At 40.1% G+C, this 17,326-nt stretch carries 15 protein-coding genes; all 15 read left to right on the top strand.

The window, feature by feature from the left end:
• The first annotated feature begins 20 nt into the window (after window positions 1–20).
• The 15 genes from sfsA (at window position 21) to JEP71_RS07790 (ending at window position 17,320) form a co-directional block, all read left to right on the top strand.
• Window positions 21–731 carry a DNA/RNA nuclease SfsA gene (gene sfsA, locus JEP71_RS07860; protein ID WP_196532251.1) on the top strand — a complete coding sequence of 237 codons (711 nt, stop codon included), beginning with the start codon at window positions 21–23 and terminating at the stop codon, window positions 729–731.
• A gap of 196 nt (window positions 732–927) precedes the next feature.
• Window positions 928–1,383 carry an RNA polymerase-binding protein DksA gene (dksA, locus tag JEP71_RS07855; RefSeq protein WP_023580786.1) on the top strand — a complete coding sequence of 152 codons (456 nt, stop codon included), beginning with the start codon at window positions 928–930 and terminating at the stop codon, window positions 1,381–1,383.
• A 53-nt stretch (window positions 1,384–1,436) separates the two neighbouring features.
• The gene (gluQRS, locus tag JEP71_RS07850) at window positions 1,437–2,348 is read left to right on the top strand and encodes a tRNA glutamyl-Q(34) synthetase GluQRS (RefSeq protein ID WP_198619408.1); all 912 of its coding nucleotides are present in this window, start codon (window positions 1,437–1,439) and stop codon (window positions 2,346–2,348) included.
• 90 nt (window positions 2,349–2,438) lie between these two features.
• Window positions 2,439–3,992, top strand: a complete 1,554-nt coding sequence (pcnB, locus tag JEP71_RS07845) for a polynucleotide adenylyltransferase PcnB (RefSeq protein ID WP_442958808.1) — start codon at window positions 2,439–2,441, stop codon at window positions 3,990–3,992.
• Entirely contained in the window at window positions 3,985–4,479 is a 495-nt protein-coding gene (folK, locus tag JEP71_RS07840; RefSeq protein WP_100159309.1) for a 2-amino-4-hydroxy-6-hydroxymethyldihydropteridine diphosphokinase, read from the top strand. The genes pcnB and folK overlap by 8 nt, the downstream gene beginning before the upstream one ends.
• Before the next feature lie 359 nt (window positions 4,480–4,838).
• On the top strand, window positions 4,839–5,630 hold the full coding sequence (panB, locus tag JEP71_RS07835) for a 3-methyl-2-oxobutanoate hydroxymethyltransferase (RefSeq protein ID WP_109371570.1): 792 nt from the start codon (window positions 4,839–4,841) through the stop codon (window positions 5,628–5,630).
• Window positions 5,631–5,673: 43 nt separating this feature from the next.
• Complete coding sequence (gene panC / locus JEP71_RS07830) at window positions 5,674–6,525, top strand: pantoate--beta-alanine ligase (protein WP_198619406.1); 852 nt, start codon at window positions 5,674–5,676, stop codon at window positions 6,523–6,525.
• A gap of 32 nt (window positions 6,526–6,557) precedes the next feature.
• The gene (gene panD, locus JEP71_RS07825; RefSeq protein WP_064719124.1) at window positions 6,558–6,938 is read left to right on the top strand and encodes an aspartate 1-decarboxylase; all 381 of its coding nucleotides are present in this window, start codon (window positions 6,558–6,560) and stop codon (window positions 6,936–6,938) included.
• 233 nt (window positions 6,939–7,171) lie between these two features.
• On the top strand, window positions 7,172–7,804 hold the full coding sequence (locus JEP71_RS07820; protein WP_109371574.1) for a response regulator transcription factor: 633 nt from the start codon (window positions 7,172–7,174) through the stop codon (window positions 7,802–7,804).
• A 1-nt stretch (window position 7,805) separates the two neighbouring features.
• Complete coding sequence (locus JEP71_RS07815; protein ID WP_198619404.1) at window positions 7,806–9,362, top strand: MASE1 domain-containing sensor histidine kinase; 1,557 nt, start codon at window positions 7,806–7,808, stop codon at window positions 9,360–9,362.
• A 67-nt stretch (window positions 9,363–9,429) separates the two neighbouring features.
• Window positions 9,430–10,782, top strand: a complete 1,353-nt coding sequence (gene uhpC, locus JEP71_RS07810; protein WP_311747287.1) for an MFS transporter family glucose-6-phosphate receptor UhpC — start codon at window positions 9,430–9,432, stop codon at window positions 10,780–10,782.
• A gap of 2 nt (window positions 10,783–10,784) precedes the next feature.
• A complete protein-coding gene (locus JEP71_RS07805) occupies window positions 10,785–11,816 on the top strand; it encodes an ABC transporter substrate-binding protein (protein WP_069368510.1) in 1,032 nt (343 codons plus the stop codon).
• Window positions 11,817–11,890: 74 nt separating this feature from the next.
• The gene (locus JEP71_RS07800) at window positions 11,891–13,969 is read left to right on the top strand and encodes an ABC transporter permease (protein ID WP_198619402.1); all 2,079 of its coding nucleotides are present in this window, start codon (window positions 11,891–11,893) and stop codon (window positions 13,967–13,969) included.
• Between the two features lie 15 nt (window positions 13,970–13,984).
• Window positions 13,985–15,025 (top strand): ferric ABC transporter ATP-binding protein, encoded by a 1,041-nt coding sequence (gene fbpC, locus JEP71_RS07795; protein ID WP_109371582.1) that lies wholly within the window; start codon window positions 13,985–13,987, stop codon window positions 15,023–15,025.
• A 216-nt stretch (window positions 15,026–15,241) separates the two neighbouring features.
• Window positions 15,242–17,320: a TonB-dependent receptor domain-containing protein gene (locus JEP71_RS07790; RefSeq protein WP_198626052.1), complete on the top strand. Its 2,079-nt coding sequence runs from the start codon at window positions 15,242–15,244 to the stop codon at window positions 17,318–17,320.
• Window positions 17,321–17,326 lie beyond the last annotated feature (6 nt).

Genomic DNA, 17,326 nt, shown 5'->3' with positions numbered 1-17,326 from the left:
ATATTTTCCTCGGAGTCATTATGAAATTTGAGCAACCGCTACAATCCGCCACTTTACTAAAACGATATAAGCGTTTTTTAGCAGACGTTGTCACCCCAAATGGGGAAGAATTCACGCTCCATTGCGCCAACACAGGCGCAATGACGGGATGTGCGACTCCCGGTGATACTGTTTGGTATTCCACCTCTTCAAATGCAAAAAGAAAATACCCGCACAGTTGGGAACTTACACAGACCCAAACCGATGATTGGATTTGTGTAAATACCTTAAGGGCAAACGGTATTGTTGCAGATGCCATTGAAGCAGGTGACATTCCAGAATTATCTGAATATGACGAGATAAAACGAGAAGTGAAATACGGTAGTGAGAACAGTCGTATTGACATTTTACTTAAATCAAATCATAAAGTTGACTGTTATATTGAAGTGAAGTCAGTCACCTTACTCGACAACGGTATGGGTTATTTCCCTGATGCAAAGACAGAACGTGGCCAGAAACATCTTAGAGAGTTGACCGCTATCGCAAAATTGGGTTTAAGGGCTGTCTTATTCTACGCAGTTCCCCATACTGGCATTACGGAAGTGACTGTTGCTAAAGAGATTGACCCTAACTATGCTTCACTGCTAAAAGAAGCGAGTGATGCAGGGGTTGAAATCTTGTGTTATCGCATCAATATTAGTGAATACAATTTAACAATTGGACAGCAATTACCTTTTATTTCAAATAGTTAATTGAAACGCATGGCATTAGTTAAGCATTTTTTAACTAAAAAGGGACATTTACTTGCGTGCCTTCACACCATGAGAAAACTTATTGAAGGAATAATTGCTATCCTCGCGGGCATCTGCTATTTATAGCGCCCTATTTTTTCCCCTTCCTGTTTTGAAGGTGGGGATTATTCAGAAATGCGTATGTAGGAGAAGCATTATGCAAGAAGGGCAAAAGCGTAAAACATCGTCCATGAGCATTCTCGCTATTGCTGGCGTTGAGCCATATCAGGAAAAAGCGGGCGAAGAGTACATGAACGAAGCCCAATTAGCGCATTTTAAGCTAATACTTGAATCTTGGCGCAATCAGCTCAGGGATGAAGTCAACCGCACCGTTACTCATATGCAAGATGAGGCGGCAAACTTCCCAGATCCCGTTGACCGTGCTGCACAAGAAGAAGAATTCAGTCTTGAGCTGCGTAACCGTGATCGTGAACGTAAACTCATTAAGAAAATCGAGAAAACACTGAAAAAAGTCGAAGATGATGACTTTGGTTTCTGTGAATCTTGTGGAGTGGAAATCGGTATTCGCCGTTTAGAAGCTCGTCCTACAGCAGATTTATGTATCGACTGTAAGACATTAGCTGAAATCCGTGAAAAACAGATGGCTGGCTAATAATGAGCAAACGCCTCAGCCTAATACGTTGAGGCGTTAATCTGAATCTTTCGATGCACGAGATTACAGACTATATTGGGCGCTTTGCGCCATCGCCAACGGGTCAACTTCATTTTGGCTCATTGGTTACTGCACTTGGCAGTTATCTTCAAGCTCGCGCACACCACGGGCGTTGGCTTTTGCGCATCGATGATATCGACCCTCTTAGAGAACCTCCCGGCACTGCATCCCAAATTATTCGTACATTAGAACATTATGGTTTGTTCTGGGATGAAGAGATCCTCTATCAATCGCAACGCCATGATGCTTACCGTGAGATTTTACACACTCTTTGGAAAGAAGGTGTTTGCTATCACTGTCATTGTAGCCGTCATCGTTTACATGACTTAGGGGGTGTGTATGATAACCACTGTCGTCATCGCGAGCCACTCACAACTAATGTTACACCTTTTGATAAAGAGAGTGCATGGAGGTTGATCCAACAGCATCCTGTTTATCATTTTGAAGATGTCATTCAAGGTACATATTATTCAAAGAGTACGTCTATCGTGTTAGAAGATATGATTATTCACAGAAAAGATAACTTATTTGCGTATAATCTAGTGACAGTGATTGATGATAGTTATCAGGGTGTAACCGAAGTTGTTAGAGGTGCCGATCTACTTGATCCCACATTGCGACAAATCAGTTTACATAAACAACTGAATTTACCTATTCCGCGTTATGCTCATTTACCTTTAGCAATAAATCATGACGGTAATAAATTATCAAAACAAAATCACGCAAATGCGTTACCAGATACTGATCCAAGACCCGTCATTATCGATGCTTTACGGTTTCTTAATCAGCCTATTATTGCGGGTTGGCAAGATTATTCGTTAGCATCATTGTTAGAGATTGCGATAGCGCAGTGGTCACCTTCTGAGATTTTAAAACAAAATCATCAGCAACAAGGGTATGAATAAACCACACAAAGCATTCTCAAAAAATGTTCAGTAGGCTATGATTAGCCGCTTAATTTTTTAATTATTAGAATTTATTATTCGAGGTGTCATATTTTTAATCGAGTAGCACATTTCTGCCGTAATCTGCTAGGGCGACAAACAACGTCATCAGACACACAACCGGTAGCGAGTGAAAGGCCAGTCACTGCATCTGACCGACCAATACAAGAAACACAGAAACCTGTGCGTCGGCGTCCTGCTATATCCGCAGACCGTCCCCGTAAAAAAAAGAGTAATAAAGAAAAGGCGAACGGGAGTGATTTGCCAATGACTGTGATCCCAAGAGATCAACACCCAATTTCACGTAACGACATCAGTGATAATACATTAAAAGTGCTTTATCGCCTAAATAACTCTGGCTTTCAGGCTTATTTAGTTGGTGGCGGTGTCCGTGACTTATTACTGGGAAAAAAACCAAAAGATTTTGATATTGCCACTAATGCAACACCTGAAGATGTACGTCGATTATTCCGTAACAGCCGTTTAGTCGGTCGTCGTTTCCGTCTTGCTCATATTATGTTTGGCCCTGAAGTGATTGAAGTTGCGACTTTCCGCGGCTCTCATGAAGATCATGAAGTTTCAGACAATAACCAATCCCAGCAAGCACAAAGCGGTATGTTACTGCGCGACAATATTTTTGGCTCAATTGAAGAAGATGCCATCCGTCGTGACTTTACATTAAACAGCCTCTATTACGGTGTTGATGATTTTGCTGTACGTGATTACGTTGGCGGCTTAGCGGATCTGAAAGCGGGTATTATTCGCTTAATTGGCGATCCTGAAACGCGCTATCGCGAAGATCCCGTCAGAATGCTTAGAGCCATTCGCTTTGCTAGTAAATTGGATATGCAAATTGCGCCAGAAACCGCAGAGCCAATTGCCAGACTTGCTCCTTTATTACGTAATATTCCATCGGCTCGTCTTTTTGAAGAATCGCTGAAATTATTACAAACGGGGCAAGGATACAAAACTTACAAGTTAATGTGTCGTCATCAATTACTTGAACCGCTGTTTCCGCTGATTGCATCTAAAATGACAGAGCAACATGATACGCCGATGGAGAGAATGCTAGATCAAGTTCTCAAAAACACGGACTACCGCATCAATAAAGAGATGCGAGTCAATCCGGCGTTCTTATTTGCGGCGATGCTGTGGTATCCATTAATTGAACATGCCGAAAAATTAGTCCAAGAAAGTGGTCTTTCTTACTATGACTCTTTCTCTATGGCGATGAACGATATATTAGATGAGCAATGCCGTACTATTGCGATACCAAAACGCATTACCACAACAATGCGTGATATCTGGCAATTACAGCAACGTTTACCTAAACGCCAAGGTCGTCGTGCGAATAAATTACTTGAGCACCCTAAATTCCGTGCAGCATTCGATTTACTGGAATTACGTGCCAATGTACAACACAATCCAGAGCTTCAAGCGTTAGCTGGTTGGTGGGCTGATTTCCAAGCCTCTAACAATACGCAACAGCGCTCAATGGTCTCTGAATTAGGCCAAGCACCCGTTCGTAAACGACCGCGTCCACGTAAACGCCCTCGTCATCCAAGCGCAAAACCAGCATCAAGACACGAGAATACCAATGAGTAAACAGAAAAAACGTGTTTATATCATTTTAGGTAGCAATTTGAATTCACCTGAAAATCAGGTGAATTCAGCGATTAAGGCAATCAGTGAGATCCCACAAACAACATTGATTGCACAATCATCTTGGTATCGTACTCGCCCAATGGGACCACAAGATCAGCCTGATTATCTTAATGTCGCTGTTGCGGTTGATACAACGTTAGCACCTGAAGAGTTGCTTAATAACACACAAGCGATTGAATTAGCGCAAGGTCGTGTTAGAAAAGAAGGCAACCGTTGGGGCCCAAGAACGCTTGATCTTGATATTATGTTATTTGGTGATGACGTGATCCAAACCGAGCGATTAACCGTACCTCATTACGGGCTTAAAGTACGTGAATTTATGCTTTATCCATTAGCGGAATTAGCACCCGATCTTCGCTTTCCTGATGGTGAGTTATTAGCAGATAGATTGGCGTTAGTGCCTGAAAACGGCATGGAAAAGTGGTAATTTCACACTAGTACGTTCTTAATGCTAAAGGTTGATACTGTAAAAAATATAAACAGTATCAGCCTATCTCTTCTCTTTTACTTTCCCTCAATTTTTCAAACACATCTCTCCTCCCCAATATCTAAACTCTTTTATATTTATTTTTCACATATAGGCAATTGATAAATATAAATAAAAATTATCATTTATTATTTTTCATTACTCATTTAATTACTTTTTCTTCGTTTTTAGTCCTTAAATGCTACAATCGAAAGCGGCTTTATTTTGATGATCTAACATTTTCTTTAATAAACAAACAATTATGTGAAGTAATTAATTTTATCTACACACAAAAAATGACAATGATGGAGTTTGTTACAATGAAACCCACTACGCTTTCAACGCTGAACCGCTATAAGCAAGAAAAGAAAAAATTCGCCACAATCACCGCTTATGATGCAAGTTTTGCTCGCCTTTTTGCACAAGAAGGTATTCAAGCCATGCTGATTGGTGATTCATTGGGTATGACACTACAAGGTCATAACAGCACCTTGCCTGTCACCGTTGAACAAATTGCCTACCACACTCGTTGTGTAAGAGCGGGTGCGCCTAATGCTTTCTTGATTGCAGATATGCCGTTTATGTCTTATTCCACCCCTGAGCAAGCTTGTCTTAATGCCGGCATTCTGATGCAAGCAGGAGCTAATATGGTGAAGATTGAAGGTGGAAGTTGGTTAATTCCTACCGTTAAAATGCTCACTGAGCGTGCGGTTCCTGTCTGTATTCATTTAGGTCTAACACCACAATCTGTCAACGTCTTTGGAGGTTATAAAATCCAAGGTAGAGAGCACGATGAAGCCGAGCAATTGAAGCAAGATGCCATCGCCCTTGAAAATGCGGGTGCTCAATTGGCGGTATTGGAATGTGTTCCTGTTACTCTGGCTAAAACAATTACAGACGCATTAACGATGCCTGTTATTGGTATTGGGGCAGGCAATGTCACAGATGGACAAATTCTTGTTATGCATGATTTATTAGGTTTAACACCTCAAGCCCCTAAGTTTTCAAAAGACTTTTTACAAGAAGCAGGCTCCTTAAAAGGTGCGGTTAGTCTTTATGTTCAACAAGTTGAACAAGGCCTGTTTCCAGAAGAAAAACATTCATTTAACTGATTTATTATCTTAATTATCAATATTGTTTAAAAGGAGTCACGCCGTGCTAATTATTGAAACTACGCTTATCTTACGCAGAGAAATCAAGCGATTAAAGCAAGAAGGTAAACGCATTGCATTGGTTCCAACAATGGGTAATCTGCATGAAGGTCACCTAAAATTAATTGAAGAAGCGCGTATTCACGCAGATGTTGTGATCACATCTATTTTTGTTAACCCACTTCAATTTGATAGAGAAGCGGATTTAGCAAATTATCCTCGTACTTTACAAGAAGATTGCGAGTTACTGCGTGATAAACATGTCGATATTATCTTTGCGCCTTCAGCAAAAGAAATGTATCCACACGGTATGGAAAATCAAACAACTGTTGATGTCCCTGTATTATCTACCGTATTAGAAGGCGCAAGCCGTCCTGGTCATTTCCGTGGTGTCACGACAGTTGTCAGTAAGCTTTTTAACCTTGTACAACCTGATGTTGCGATGTTCGGTGAAAAAGACTTCCAACAACTGCAAATTATCAAAAAGATGGTAAGCGATTTATGTATGGATATCAGCATCGTTCCTGTTGCTATCGTACGTGACAAAAATGGTTTAGCGCTCAGTTCGCGCAATCGTCTATTATCTGATAACGAAAAACAACAAGCCCCTGCACTTTATCAAGCGATGCAAGAAATTGCAGAACAACTAAAGTCGGGTAATCATGATGTTAATCAGCTACTGCAAAATGCAAAAAACACCTTAGAGCAACAAGGTTTTCGTGCAGATGAGTGCTTTATTTGTGATGCGGATACACTCACACCATTAAATGAAGAGAGCCATCGGGCCGTGATTTTAATGGCTGCATGGCTAGGTAATACACGCTTGATTGATAACCAGCAAGTTAACCTTGTTTAATATTCATTATTAGAAAAATAGGAAACACAACAATGCTACGCACTATGTTACAAGGCAAACTTCATCGCGTAAAAGTCACACAAGCTGATCTTCACTATGAAGGCTCTTGCGCAATTGATCAGGATTTTATGGATGCCGCAGGCATTCTTGAAAATGAAGCGATTGATATTTATAACGTTGATAATGGTGAGCGTTTTTCAACCTATGCCATTTGTGCCGAAAGAGGCTCTCGGATTATTTCAGTCAATGGAGCAGCTGCGCGTCGTGCCGCCGTTGGCGATCGCTTAATTATTTGTTCTTATGTGCAAATTCCTGATAGTGATGCGCGTAGCCATAAACCTAATATTGCTTATTTTGAAGATAACAACGAGATGAAACGTATTGCAAAAGCGGTTCCTGTTCAAGTTGCTTAATCAATAAGAAATAACACATTTCCCCATAAACAGAGGTTCCCTGTTTATGGGGAATTATCACCTGAATAATAAATAATCTATTGTTATTATTTGCTTGTCACGATTCACCACGACAAAAACGAGACATAAGATTCAAAACCGTGTTTCTTCTCCATTTTTCCTCGCTTATCTTTCTGTAGCTTGTTATAAATCATATAAGTATTGTCTGACTACTCTCTGACTAATAAAAAATTATGATAAAAGTTGCTTTAGTAGATGATCACATTGTTGTGCGTTCAGGATTTGCACAACTCTTAATGTTAGAACCCGATATTCATATCGTGGGTGAATATTCTAATGGGCAAGAAGCATGGCCTTATTTAGCACATGACGATATTGATGTTGCTGTGATGGATCTCTCTATGCCTGGCGAAAGTGGTCTACAACTCCAAAGTCGCTTAAAACAAAAGCGCCCTGATTTTCGCACCATTATTTTAAGTATCTACGATACGCCCGCTTTTGTTCAAAGCGCATTAGATTCGGGCGCCCGCGGTTATTTAACAAAACGTTGTGGCCCTGAAGAGTTAGTACAAGCCGTACGCGCTGTACATCAAGGTGGCTGTTATCTTTGTTCTGATGCAATGAAAGCGTTACGACAAACACCCGAAAAAGAAGATGCATTACATACGTTAACACCTCGCGAAAGAGAGATTTTCAATCTTTTAGTTCAAGGCGTTAATGTCAAAACAATTGCGGTACAACTTAACCTTAGCCACAAAACCGTTCACGTTCATCGAGCCAATGTTCTTGGTAAATTAAGCTGTGAAACCACTATCGATCTGGTTCATTTCGCCTTAAAAAATCAATTGATTACAGGCTCGCTGTAAAATGAAAAGGGGACTGCGTTTTTTTCTTCAATCCCTCTTTTTATTACTCACCTACTCTTTACTTTGGCTATCACTTTGGGTGATTGGCTTCTATTTAAGTAAAAACGGGCAACAAGCCGCCCTTTTCTTACCTCAAGGTCTACGATTAGCCCTAATAATTTTACTTTGGCGGCGTTTTTGGCTACCAATGTTATTTGCTGAATGGGGGCTTTATTACTGGTTAGCGCAAGAGCAATTAATTACCCACGCCATTATTTATCTCTCACCAATACTAAGCCTTATTATCGCGTTAGAAGTTCAGCGTATTTGGTGGCGATATCCTCTTTATTGGCAACGCCTAACCCTATTAATTAGTGCCGTTGGCTTTAATAGCCTGCTACAAGCCTTTATTCTTGGTTTTGTAATTAATACCACCAGCGGTATTTTTCTGACATCCGTTACTGGTGGCATATTACTCGCCCCTTTTGTTTTTTTACTTTATGAATATCTACGCGAATTACAAAGTCGCACTTTAGTCTCTGACGGCACACTCGATCCGCCATTAAGAACCTCCTTACTCATGTGGGGATTTCTATTTTGCCTTATCGGATTAAGTGCACAGTTTTTCTTAACACCCGAAATAGAACGCTTATTAGTTATTCTTGTTTTTATCCCTAATGTATTTATGGCGTATCGTTATGGCTGGCAAGGCGGCGTATTATCTGCAATATTAGGCAGCTTAATTATCACCTTTGCTCGACAAGTTAATGGCGCGTTTAATGACTTACGTGAGTTAGAAATGTTTTTAACTACGCAAGCTATTATTGGCATTGGTTTAGGGATAGCAATAAGCCGCCAACAGCAATTAGCCCATAATTTACGTCACTATCGATTACGCTTAGAGCAAGAACTTCAGGCTAGACGCGAACTAATGGAGCAACTTGTTCACACCGAAGAAGATGTGAAAAAAGCCATTGCTCGTGAATTACATGATGAGATTGGGCAAAATATTACAGCCATCCAAATTCAATCAATGTTAGTAAAAAAGATGGCTGATAACGATAAAACGCGCCAAACAGGGGAACAAATCGAACGGCTTGCACTGCAAATTCATCAATCTACACGTCAACTACTCCGACAATTACGCCCGCCTGTTTTAGAAGAAATGTCGCTTGAAAAAGCCCTTCACCATTTAATTAATGAGTTTGCTTTTGATGACAACGGTATCATCTGTAATTTTAATTACTCGTTAGATAAAGAGCCTAAAAATGAAACCATTATTTTTACCCTCTACCGTTTAGTACAAGAGCTGTTAAACAACATTAGTAAACACGCCAACGCGACCTATATCCAAATCTCACTGACTCAAAACCAAAACCGATTACGACTGATGATTAGTGATAATGGTATTGGCATGTTACCCACGTCATTATCAGCACAACAAAGTAGTGGCTTTGGATTACGCGGAATTGAAGAACGCATTCGTGCTTTAGGTGGAGAATGGGAAGTGGTAAATCATCACGGTACGAAAATAATTGTTAACTTACCCACAAATTCAAAAGAAAACAGTGAAAACTAAGAATAAGTCTTAGTCATCTACAACCTTATCTCATTCTTTTTCGCGACATTTTTTTTACATTTGCAACATCAAAGAGGATGTTATGTCAGGTAAAAATTCGGCATCAATAAATAAGACCTATAACTTTTGGCGCAAAAATTTAATGCTGTCGATGATTATTGGTTATGCCACCTTCTACCTCACACGTAAAAGCGTCAACTTTGTGATGCCCGTTATGCAAGTTGAATTGAATTTAGATAAAGGAGATATCGGTTGGATAGCCAGCCTTTTTTATCTCACTTACGGTTTATCTAAATTTGTTTCTGGTATTTTCCACGATAAGTGGGGATACCGCTGGTTTATGGGTGTTGGATTAGTAATGACAGGCATTATGAATATTATCTTTGCCTATTGTCTTTCGTTTCCTGCACTGCTTTTGGTCTGGGCACTAAATGGTTTCTTTCAAGGCTTTGGATGGCCACCTTGTGCAAGGTTGTTAACACACTGGTATTCACGCAATGAACGTGGCTTCTGGTGGGGATTATGGAATATCTCAATCAACCTTGGCGGGATGAGTCTTCCCATTTTAACTGCGTGGCTAGCGACGCATTATAGTTGGCAAGTCGCACTGCTTGTTCCCGGTATTATCGGCATCATCATCGGGCTATGGTTGTGTGTACGATTAAAAGGGACTCCCGCAGAAGAAGGACTTCCTACTGTGGGTGTGTGGCGGCGCGATGTGTTTGAATTACGTCAAGAACAAGCCTCTCCGCCTAAACCTATGCTAACTATTTTGAAAGAGAGCATTTTATTTAACCGAATGATTTGGTTGCTAGGGTTTTCTTATATTTTGGTTTATCTCATACGTATGGCGATAAACGATTGGGGAAATATCTGGTTATCAGAGACACATGGCGCCAATTTATTAAGTGCAAATGCCATTCTTTCTTTGTTTGAAGTAGGTGGCTTGCTCGGGGCGTTATGTTCAGGCTGGGGCTCGGATTTATTATTCCGCGGCCAACGAGCACCAATGATATTGCTGTTTTCACTCGGGCTTTTTACCGCAGTAACAGCACTTTGGTTAATTCCAATTCATCATTATGCGTTACTCGCAGCCTGTTTTTTTAGTATCGGTTTTTTTGTGTTCGGACCACAGATGTTAATCGGGCTTGCTGCAACAGAATATTGCCATAAAAACGCAGCAGGCACGGTAACTGGCTACTTGGGATTGTATGCCTATTTAGGGGCGGCAATGGCAGGTTGGCCATTAAGTCAGGTCATGGCGCATTATGGTTGGACTGGGATGTTTGCATTATTAACCAGTGCTGCGGCCTTAATGGGACTCTTACTAATGCCGTTGTTGATTGCTGATGTTAGCAAACAAGAGCATTCAGTTGGCCCACTTTCATTTTCCGATGACGACACATTTAAAAGGTTCTGAACATGAAATTGAAAACCCTCTCTACACTCGTTGCTGCTGGTCTGGCTCTTTCTGCGGTTAGCTTATCAACAAATGCGGCTGGTCGTTTAGTCGTTTACTGTAGTGCGACAAATGCGATGTGTGAAGCTGAAACAAAAGCCTTCGCCGAAAAGTATGATGTTAAAACTACCTTCGTTCGTAATGGTTCTGGGAGTACTTTAGCTAAAATTGAAGCTGAAAAACGTAACCCACAAGCTGACGTTTGGTATGGCGGTACAATGGATCCTCACTCACAAGCGGGTGAAATGGATCTGCTAGAGCCTTACGTTTCTCCTAATCTCGATCAGATCATGCCACAATTTCGTGATCCAGCTAAACGCAAAGGAAACTACTCTTCTGCGGTCTATGTCGGTATTTTAGGTTTTGGCGTCAATAAAGATCGCTTAAAAGAAAAAGGCATTGCTATTCCAACCTGCTGGAAAGATTTAATTAAGCCTGAATACAAAGGCGAAATTCAAATTGCTGATCCACAAAGCTCAGGTACGGCTTACACTGCACTGGCAACCTTTGATCAATTATGGGGCACTGAACAAGCCTTTGATTACCTGAAGAAAATCAATACAAATATCTCTCAATACACCAAATCAGGTATTGCTCCTGCACGAAATGCAGCCCGTGGTGAAGCAGCCATTGGTATTGGTTTCCTACATGATTACTCATTAGAAGTTGAAAATGGCGCCCCACTTGAATTGATCTCGCCTTGTGAAGGTACAGGGTATGAAATCGGTGGTGTCAGTATCATTAAAAATGCCCGCAATATGGATAACGCAAAATTATTCGTAGATTGGACACTCTCAAAAGAAGCGCAGGAAATTAGCTGGAAAGAAGGTAAATCTTACCAAATTCTAACCAATACCTCGGCTGAATCTTCACCTATGGCACTGAAATTATCAGACTTAAAACTCATTAACTACGACATGGATAAATATGGCGATAGTGAAGTACGTAAGGAACTGATTAATAAGTGGGTTACCGAAGTAAAAATGGGTAAATAGCTCATTAACAGAGCGAGATAACCTCTCGCTCTCTTTTTCTCATAATAATAAATACATTTACTCTCGGGGGATTTATGTCTCACACACTCGCTTTACCTGAAAAAAAGAGGCGGGATCCCATATTTTTATGGATCCTAATTGCATGGATGGCATTTGCGTTACTGCCATCATGGAGCCTTGACTACGGTCTTTTAGACTCAACAGCAGATGAATTGCTCACCTCTTATGGCTGGAGTAGCCTAAATATCAGTTGGCTCTGGTTTTTATTACCGAGTTTACTGCTATTTCGCCCATTAACTGCACCTAAACGTGAAAATCGCTCTCGCCACTATTTTGATGCAGGTTTTGCCCTATTTTGTGCATTTATTACGATAGTCAGTGCAACCCTTGAAGGGCGTGGCTTAGGTTATTCTGCGATCATCCTTTTTATTTCTCTGGGAATGATCATGAAAACCGCCTTAACACGCCTTGAATGGCTGGGCGGTGATAGCTTTGTTATCGGCTCTTTGATAGCTGTTGTTGCACTGATTGGCGCCTTTATTATCTTCCCTAGTATCGCTATTTTTATTCCGATGTTTAAAGATAGCGCGGGCAATTTTGCACCTTTTGAGTTTATCGCGATTTTAAGCCAAGCCCATATAGTGCAAGTGATGCTTAACTCAATTGTGCTTTCTATTGCTGTGGGGATAGGTTGTACTTTCTTTGGTTTAATACTGGCCATTTATACGTCACGTATTGCGGTGCGCTCTGCCATTATCGGCCGTGTATTTTCTATCTTACCTATTGTTACACCACCTTTTGTTGTCGGTTTAGGGGTGACGTTAATGATGGGACGTTCGGGTTATGTGACAGAGTTTCTGGCCACTTACGCAGGACTTGAAAATACCAACTGGTTATATGGCTTTACAGGGATTTGGTTGGCGCAAGTGCTCGCCTTTACCCCTATGTCATTTATGATTTTAGATGGCGCCATTAAAACCATTCATCCTTCATTAGAAGAAGCCTCTTACACCTTAAGAGCAAACCGTTATCAAACTTTCTTTAACGTCTTTATGCCGTTGCTTAAACCTGCGTTAGCCAATGCGTTTTTAATTGTAATTGTGCAATCTCTTGCTGACTTTAGTAATCCGTTAGTTTTAGGAGGCAACTTTGACGTTATCGCCACACAAATTTATTTCTATATCACAGGCTCTCAGCTTGATTATCAATCAGCTAGTACATTAGGCGCATCACTGTTAGTTTTCTCACTATTAGTGTTCTGTGTGCAGTATATGTGGATTGGTAAACGCTCTTACGTCACGGTATCAGGTAAATCTTATCGCGGTGATGTTCAACCTCTTCCATCGTCACTGATCGCATTTGTGACTACTGTTTTAGGTATTTGGGTTGTCTTTAATATCCTGCTCTATGGCAGTATTTTCTACGGTAGCTTTACCGTTAACTGGGGAGTTGATTACACCTTAACACTCGATAACTTTATCAAATTATTTGGTCAAGGAATGAGTGACGGTGCATGGCCTTCATTATTAGATACCTTGTTATATGCGGGTATCGCCGCGCCGATCACGGCAATTCTCGGACTATTAATTGCCTATATCGTGGTGCGCCAAGACTTTAAAGGTAAAAAAAGTATCGAGTTCACAACCATGCTTTGTTTTGCCGTACCAGGAACCGTCGCAGGTGTCTCTTATATTCTTGCGTTTAACGACTCGCCTTTCTATTTAACGGGAACGGCGGCAATTGTGATTATCTCTATGACAATGCGTAACGTGCCTGTGGGAATACGTGCGGGTATTGCGGGATTAGGGCAAATTGATAAATCGCTTGATGAAGCTTCTCTAAGTTTAAGAGCGAACTCAATGAGAACCATTTTCTATGTGCTGTTACCGTTATTACGCCCTGCTATTTTATCTGCGCTGATTTATAGCTTTGTGCGTGCGATAACGACAGTCAGTGCCATCGTTTTCCTTGTTACACCAGATACACGCGTTGCAACCGCTTATATTTTAAACCGCGTTGAAGATGGTGAATACGGCGTCGCAATTGCCTACGGCTCGATTTTAATCGTCGTGATGTTGGCAATTATTTTCTTATTTGACTATTTGATTGGCGAAGCCCGTGTTTCACGCTCTAAAGCCAAAAATGCACAGTAATACGGAGTATAAATCATGACACAACAACATTTCGTTGAACTGAAAAATGTAATTAAGCGTTTTGGCACTAACACGGTGATTGAAGATCTCAGTTTGTCTATTCCACAAGGCAAAATGGTTTCATTATTAGGGCCTTCAGGTTGCGGTAAAACAACCGTATTACGTTTAGTGGCAGGGTTAGAAAAACCGACAGAAGGCAAAATTTTTATCGATGGCGAAGATGTTACCGACCGTTCGATCCAGCAACGCGACATCTGTATGGTGTTTCAGTCTTATGCCCTTTTCCCTCATATGTCGTTGGGCGAAAATATTGGCTATGGCTTAAAAATGCTGGGGCGTCCTAAGGCTGAAATCAAACAACGTGTTTCTGAAGCCTTAGAGCTGGTGGATTTAGCAGGCTTTGAAGACCGTTTTGTTGACCAAATTTCAGGTGGTCAACAACAACGTGTTGCATTAGCTCGCGCCTTAATTTTGAAACCTAAAGTGCTGCTTTTTGATGAACCATTGAGTAACCTTGATGCTAACTTACGTCGTAGTATGAGAGAGAAAATTCGTGAATTACAACAACAGTTTAATATCACGTCTCTTTATGTCACTCATGACCAAAGTGAAGCATTTGCCGTTTCTGATATGGTTTTAGTGATGAATAAAGGCAAGATAATGCAATTAGGTTCACCACAAAATCTTTATCGCCAACCCGCATCTGAATTTATGGCAAGCTTTATGGGAGATGCAAACTTATTCCCAGCCACATTGGGCGCTGATTATGTTGATATTTTCCAATATCGCCTACCAAAACCAGATACATTTAATACGACTAAAACCGAAGTTAGAGTTGGAGTTAGACCAGAAGCGATTACCTTATCTCAACAAGGCGATGTCTGTCAGCAATGTAAAATAGTGCATGTGGCTTACATGGGACCACAATATGAAGTCACGGTAGAATGGCAAAATCAAACCTTGCTATTACAAGTCAATGCCACACAGCTTCAGCCGAATGTAGGTGACAGTTATTATCTGCAAATTCACCCTTATGGTATGTTTATCTTAGAATAAGCGTCTTTATCTTATTTATCTTAAAGGCACCTTTGAGGTGCCTTTTTTTATCTCTTCTCCCTCTTTCAGAGAAAATATTTTTATATATAAATTACAATAACTTATAAAATTTTTATCATTTTGAAAAAATCACCACTTGCTAATGATAATTATATTTACTTACAATATTTACAAAATGTTATGTTATAACATTATAAAATACAGGAGGTAAGTAAAATGAAAAAATCTGTTTTTAGTTATACAACGCTTTTTATTTCAATAAGTTATTCATTATTTGCAAACGCAAACACCACAACGAAATCAGAAGAAAAACCACAAAATGAGGTATTAAAGGTTTATTCAACGCCTTTACAAACACCACAAGAAAAAATGGCAACACCCGTTGCTGTCATTACACAAGAAGAGTTACGCGCTAATCGTAGTGCATCTATTGCTGAAACATTGACATCTCTACCCGGTTTTCATGCCAGTTTTTTTGGTGGAGGCTCAGTGCATCCCGTTATTCGTGGGATGTCAGGCAACCGAGTAAAAGTATTGCACAGTGGTAGTGATCTTATGGATGTATCGTCGATTGGTGCAGATCACGCAATCACGAGTGAACCTTTTTTAAGCCAGCGTATTGAAGTATTAAAAGGATCTTCAGCATTACTTTATGGAGGAGGCACAATCGGTGGCGCCATTAATGTTATTGATAGCAAAATTCCTATGTCAGTGCCTGAAAAAGGTTACGATGGCGAATTACATTATCAATATGATTCTGTTTCTAAAGGAAATACCGGTGCAGCAGGTTTGACATTAGGGCAAGATAATTTAGCTCTGCGTATTGAAGGCACGAAACGTTACCAAAGTAACTACAAACAACCCGAGCCATTACATCAAGGGGAAGCAAGCCGCTTAGCTGGTTCTTATCAAGATAACCAATCTGCAAATATCGGTGCATCATGGATCTTTGATGAGGGTTATATTGGAATTGGCTATGGTGAGCAACATCGCCGATATGGATTACCTGGTCATACTCATTTTCATGATCATGAGGAGGAGCATCATCACGCCCCTACTCACCCACCTTTAGTTGGTCATCATCATCATGATCACAATCATGAATACCCTGATGAACAACATGAGCATGGCATTCCCTATATTATTATGGAGAGTAAACGATGGGATCTTCGTGGTGAAAAAAGTAACCCATTTGCCGGTATTGAATCGGTACGTTTCAGTGCGGCCAGAACCCATTATCATCATGATGAAAAAGAAGATCATGAAGTTAGTACCCAATTTAAAAACAAAGGAGATGAATTAAGATTTTCTTTCACACATCAACCTATTTTAGGCTGGCATGGTGTTATTGGCGGGCAATTTAATCAACGTGATTTTAGTGCTTATGGAGAAGAGGCTTATGTACCGTCAACAAAAACAAAAAATCACTCACTCTTTTTATTAGAAGAATACCAATTCGGCGATTTTCGCTATGAATTAGGTTTTCGCCAAGAGTGGCAATCACTGTTAAATAGAGAAACTCAAAAAAACAATAAACAGAGTGCATCTTCGATTTCTGCTGGATTAGCGTGGAATTTTACACAAGATTATTTTTTAAATTTATCACTATCACACACGAAAAGATTACCTGTTGCAGAAGAGCTTTACGCGAATGGTGTTCATGCTGCAAGTCGAACTATTGAAAAAGGCGATCCTAATTTAACCGCAGAGACGGCAAATAATATTGATATTGGGATAACTAAAGTAACAGGTGATATTCAATTCAATATTAGTACCTATTATAACCATATTGATAATTATATTTATGGCAAGTTTACTGGCGCTGAATTAAATAATGGATATCGACCATTACAATACGTACAACATGATGCTCAATTCAAAGGTGTAGAAGGTAATATTGACTATTACTATCACCAAGATAGCTTAATTGGTATTTCTGGTGATTATGTCAGAGCAAATTTACTGCATAATAAAGGAAATATTCCAAGGATCCCCGCTTATCGATTAAGCGTTTATATTAAACATAGTTTAACAGAAAATCTAAATGGACAAATTCGGGTTGATCACTTTGGAAAACAGAATAAAACAGCCGAATATGAAACGCCAACAGCATCTTATAATACAGTTAGCTTAGGTAGTGAATATATTGGCTATTTAGATAATACCAATTATACCTTGTATGCCAAAGTTAATAATATCTTTGATGCAAAAAGGAAAGACAGTACCTCTTATATTAAAGATGAAATGTATTTACCAGGTCGTAATATCATATTAGGCACTACTCTTACATTCTAAGTATAA

This window comes from Proteus sp. PR00224, from assembly GCF_016238105.1.
Classification (GTDB): Bacteria; Pseudomonadota; Gammaproteobacteria; order Enterobacterales; family Enterobacteriaceae; genus Proteus.
This window is presented reverse-complemented; position numbering and strand designations above follow the sequence as displayed.

Bases quoted from the DNA above. Each gene is read 5' to 3' on its own strand.
- sfsA (WP_196532251.1), top strand. From the start codon at position 21: ATGAAATTTGAGCAACCGCTACAATCCGCCACTTTACTAAAACGATAT.
- dksA (WP_023580786.1), top strand. From the start codon at position 928: ATGCAAGAAGGGCAAAAGCGTAAAACATCGTCCATGAGCATTCTCGCT.
- gluQRS (WP_198619408.1), top strand. From the start codon at position 1,437: ATGCACGAGATTACAGACTATATTGGGCGCTTTGCGCCATCGCCAACG.
- folK (WP_100159309.1), top strand. From the start codon at position 3,985: ATGAGTAAACAGAAAAAACGTGTTTATATCATTTTAGGTAGCAATTTG.
- panB (WP_109371570.1), top strand. From the start codon at position 4,839: ATGAAACCCACTACGCTTTCAACGCTGAACCGCTATAAGCAAGAAAAG.
- panD (WP_064719124.1), top strand. From the start codon at position 6,558: ATGCTACGCACTATGTTACAAGGCAAACTTCATCGCGTAAAAGTCACA.
- JEP71_RS07820 (WP_109371574.1), top strand. From the start codon at position 7,172: ATGATAAAAGTTGCTTTAGTAGATGATCACATTGTTGTGCGTTCAGGA.
- JEP71_RS07815 (WP_198619404.1), top strand. From the start codon at position 7,806: ATGAAAAGGGGACTGCGTTTTTTTCTTCAATCCCTCTTTTTATTACTC.
- JEP71_RS07805 (WP_069368510.1), top strand. From the start codon at position 10,785: ATGAAATTGAAAACCCTCTCTACACTCGTTGCTGCTGGTCTGGCTCTT.
- JEP71_RS07800 (WP_198619402.1), top strand. From the start codon at position 11,891: ATGTCTCACACACTCGCTTTACCTGAAAAAAAGAGGCGGGATCCCATA.
- fbpC (WP_109371582.1), top strand. From the start codon at position 13,985: ATGACACAACAACATTTCGTTGAACTGAAAAATGTAATTAAGCGTTTT.
- JEP71_RS07790 (WP_198626052.1), top strand. From the start codon at position 15,242: ATGAAAAAATCTGTTTTTAGTTATACAACGCTTTTTATTTCAATAAGT.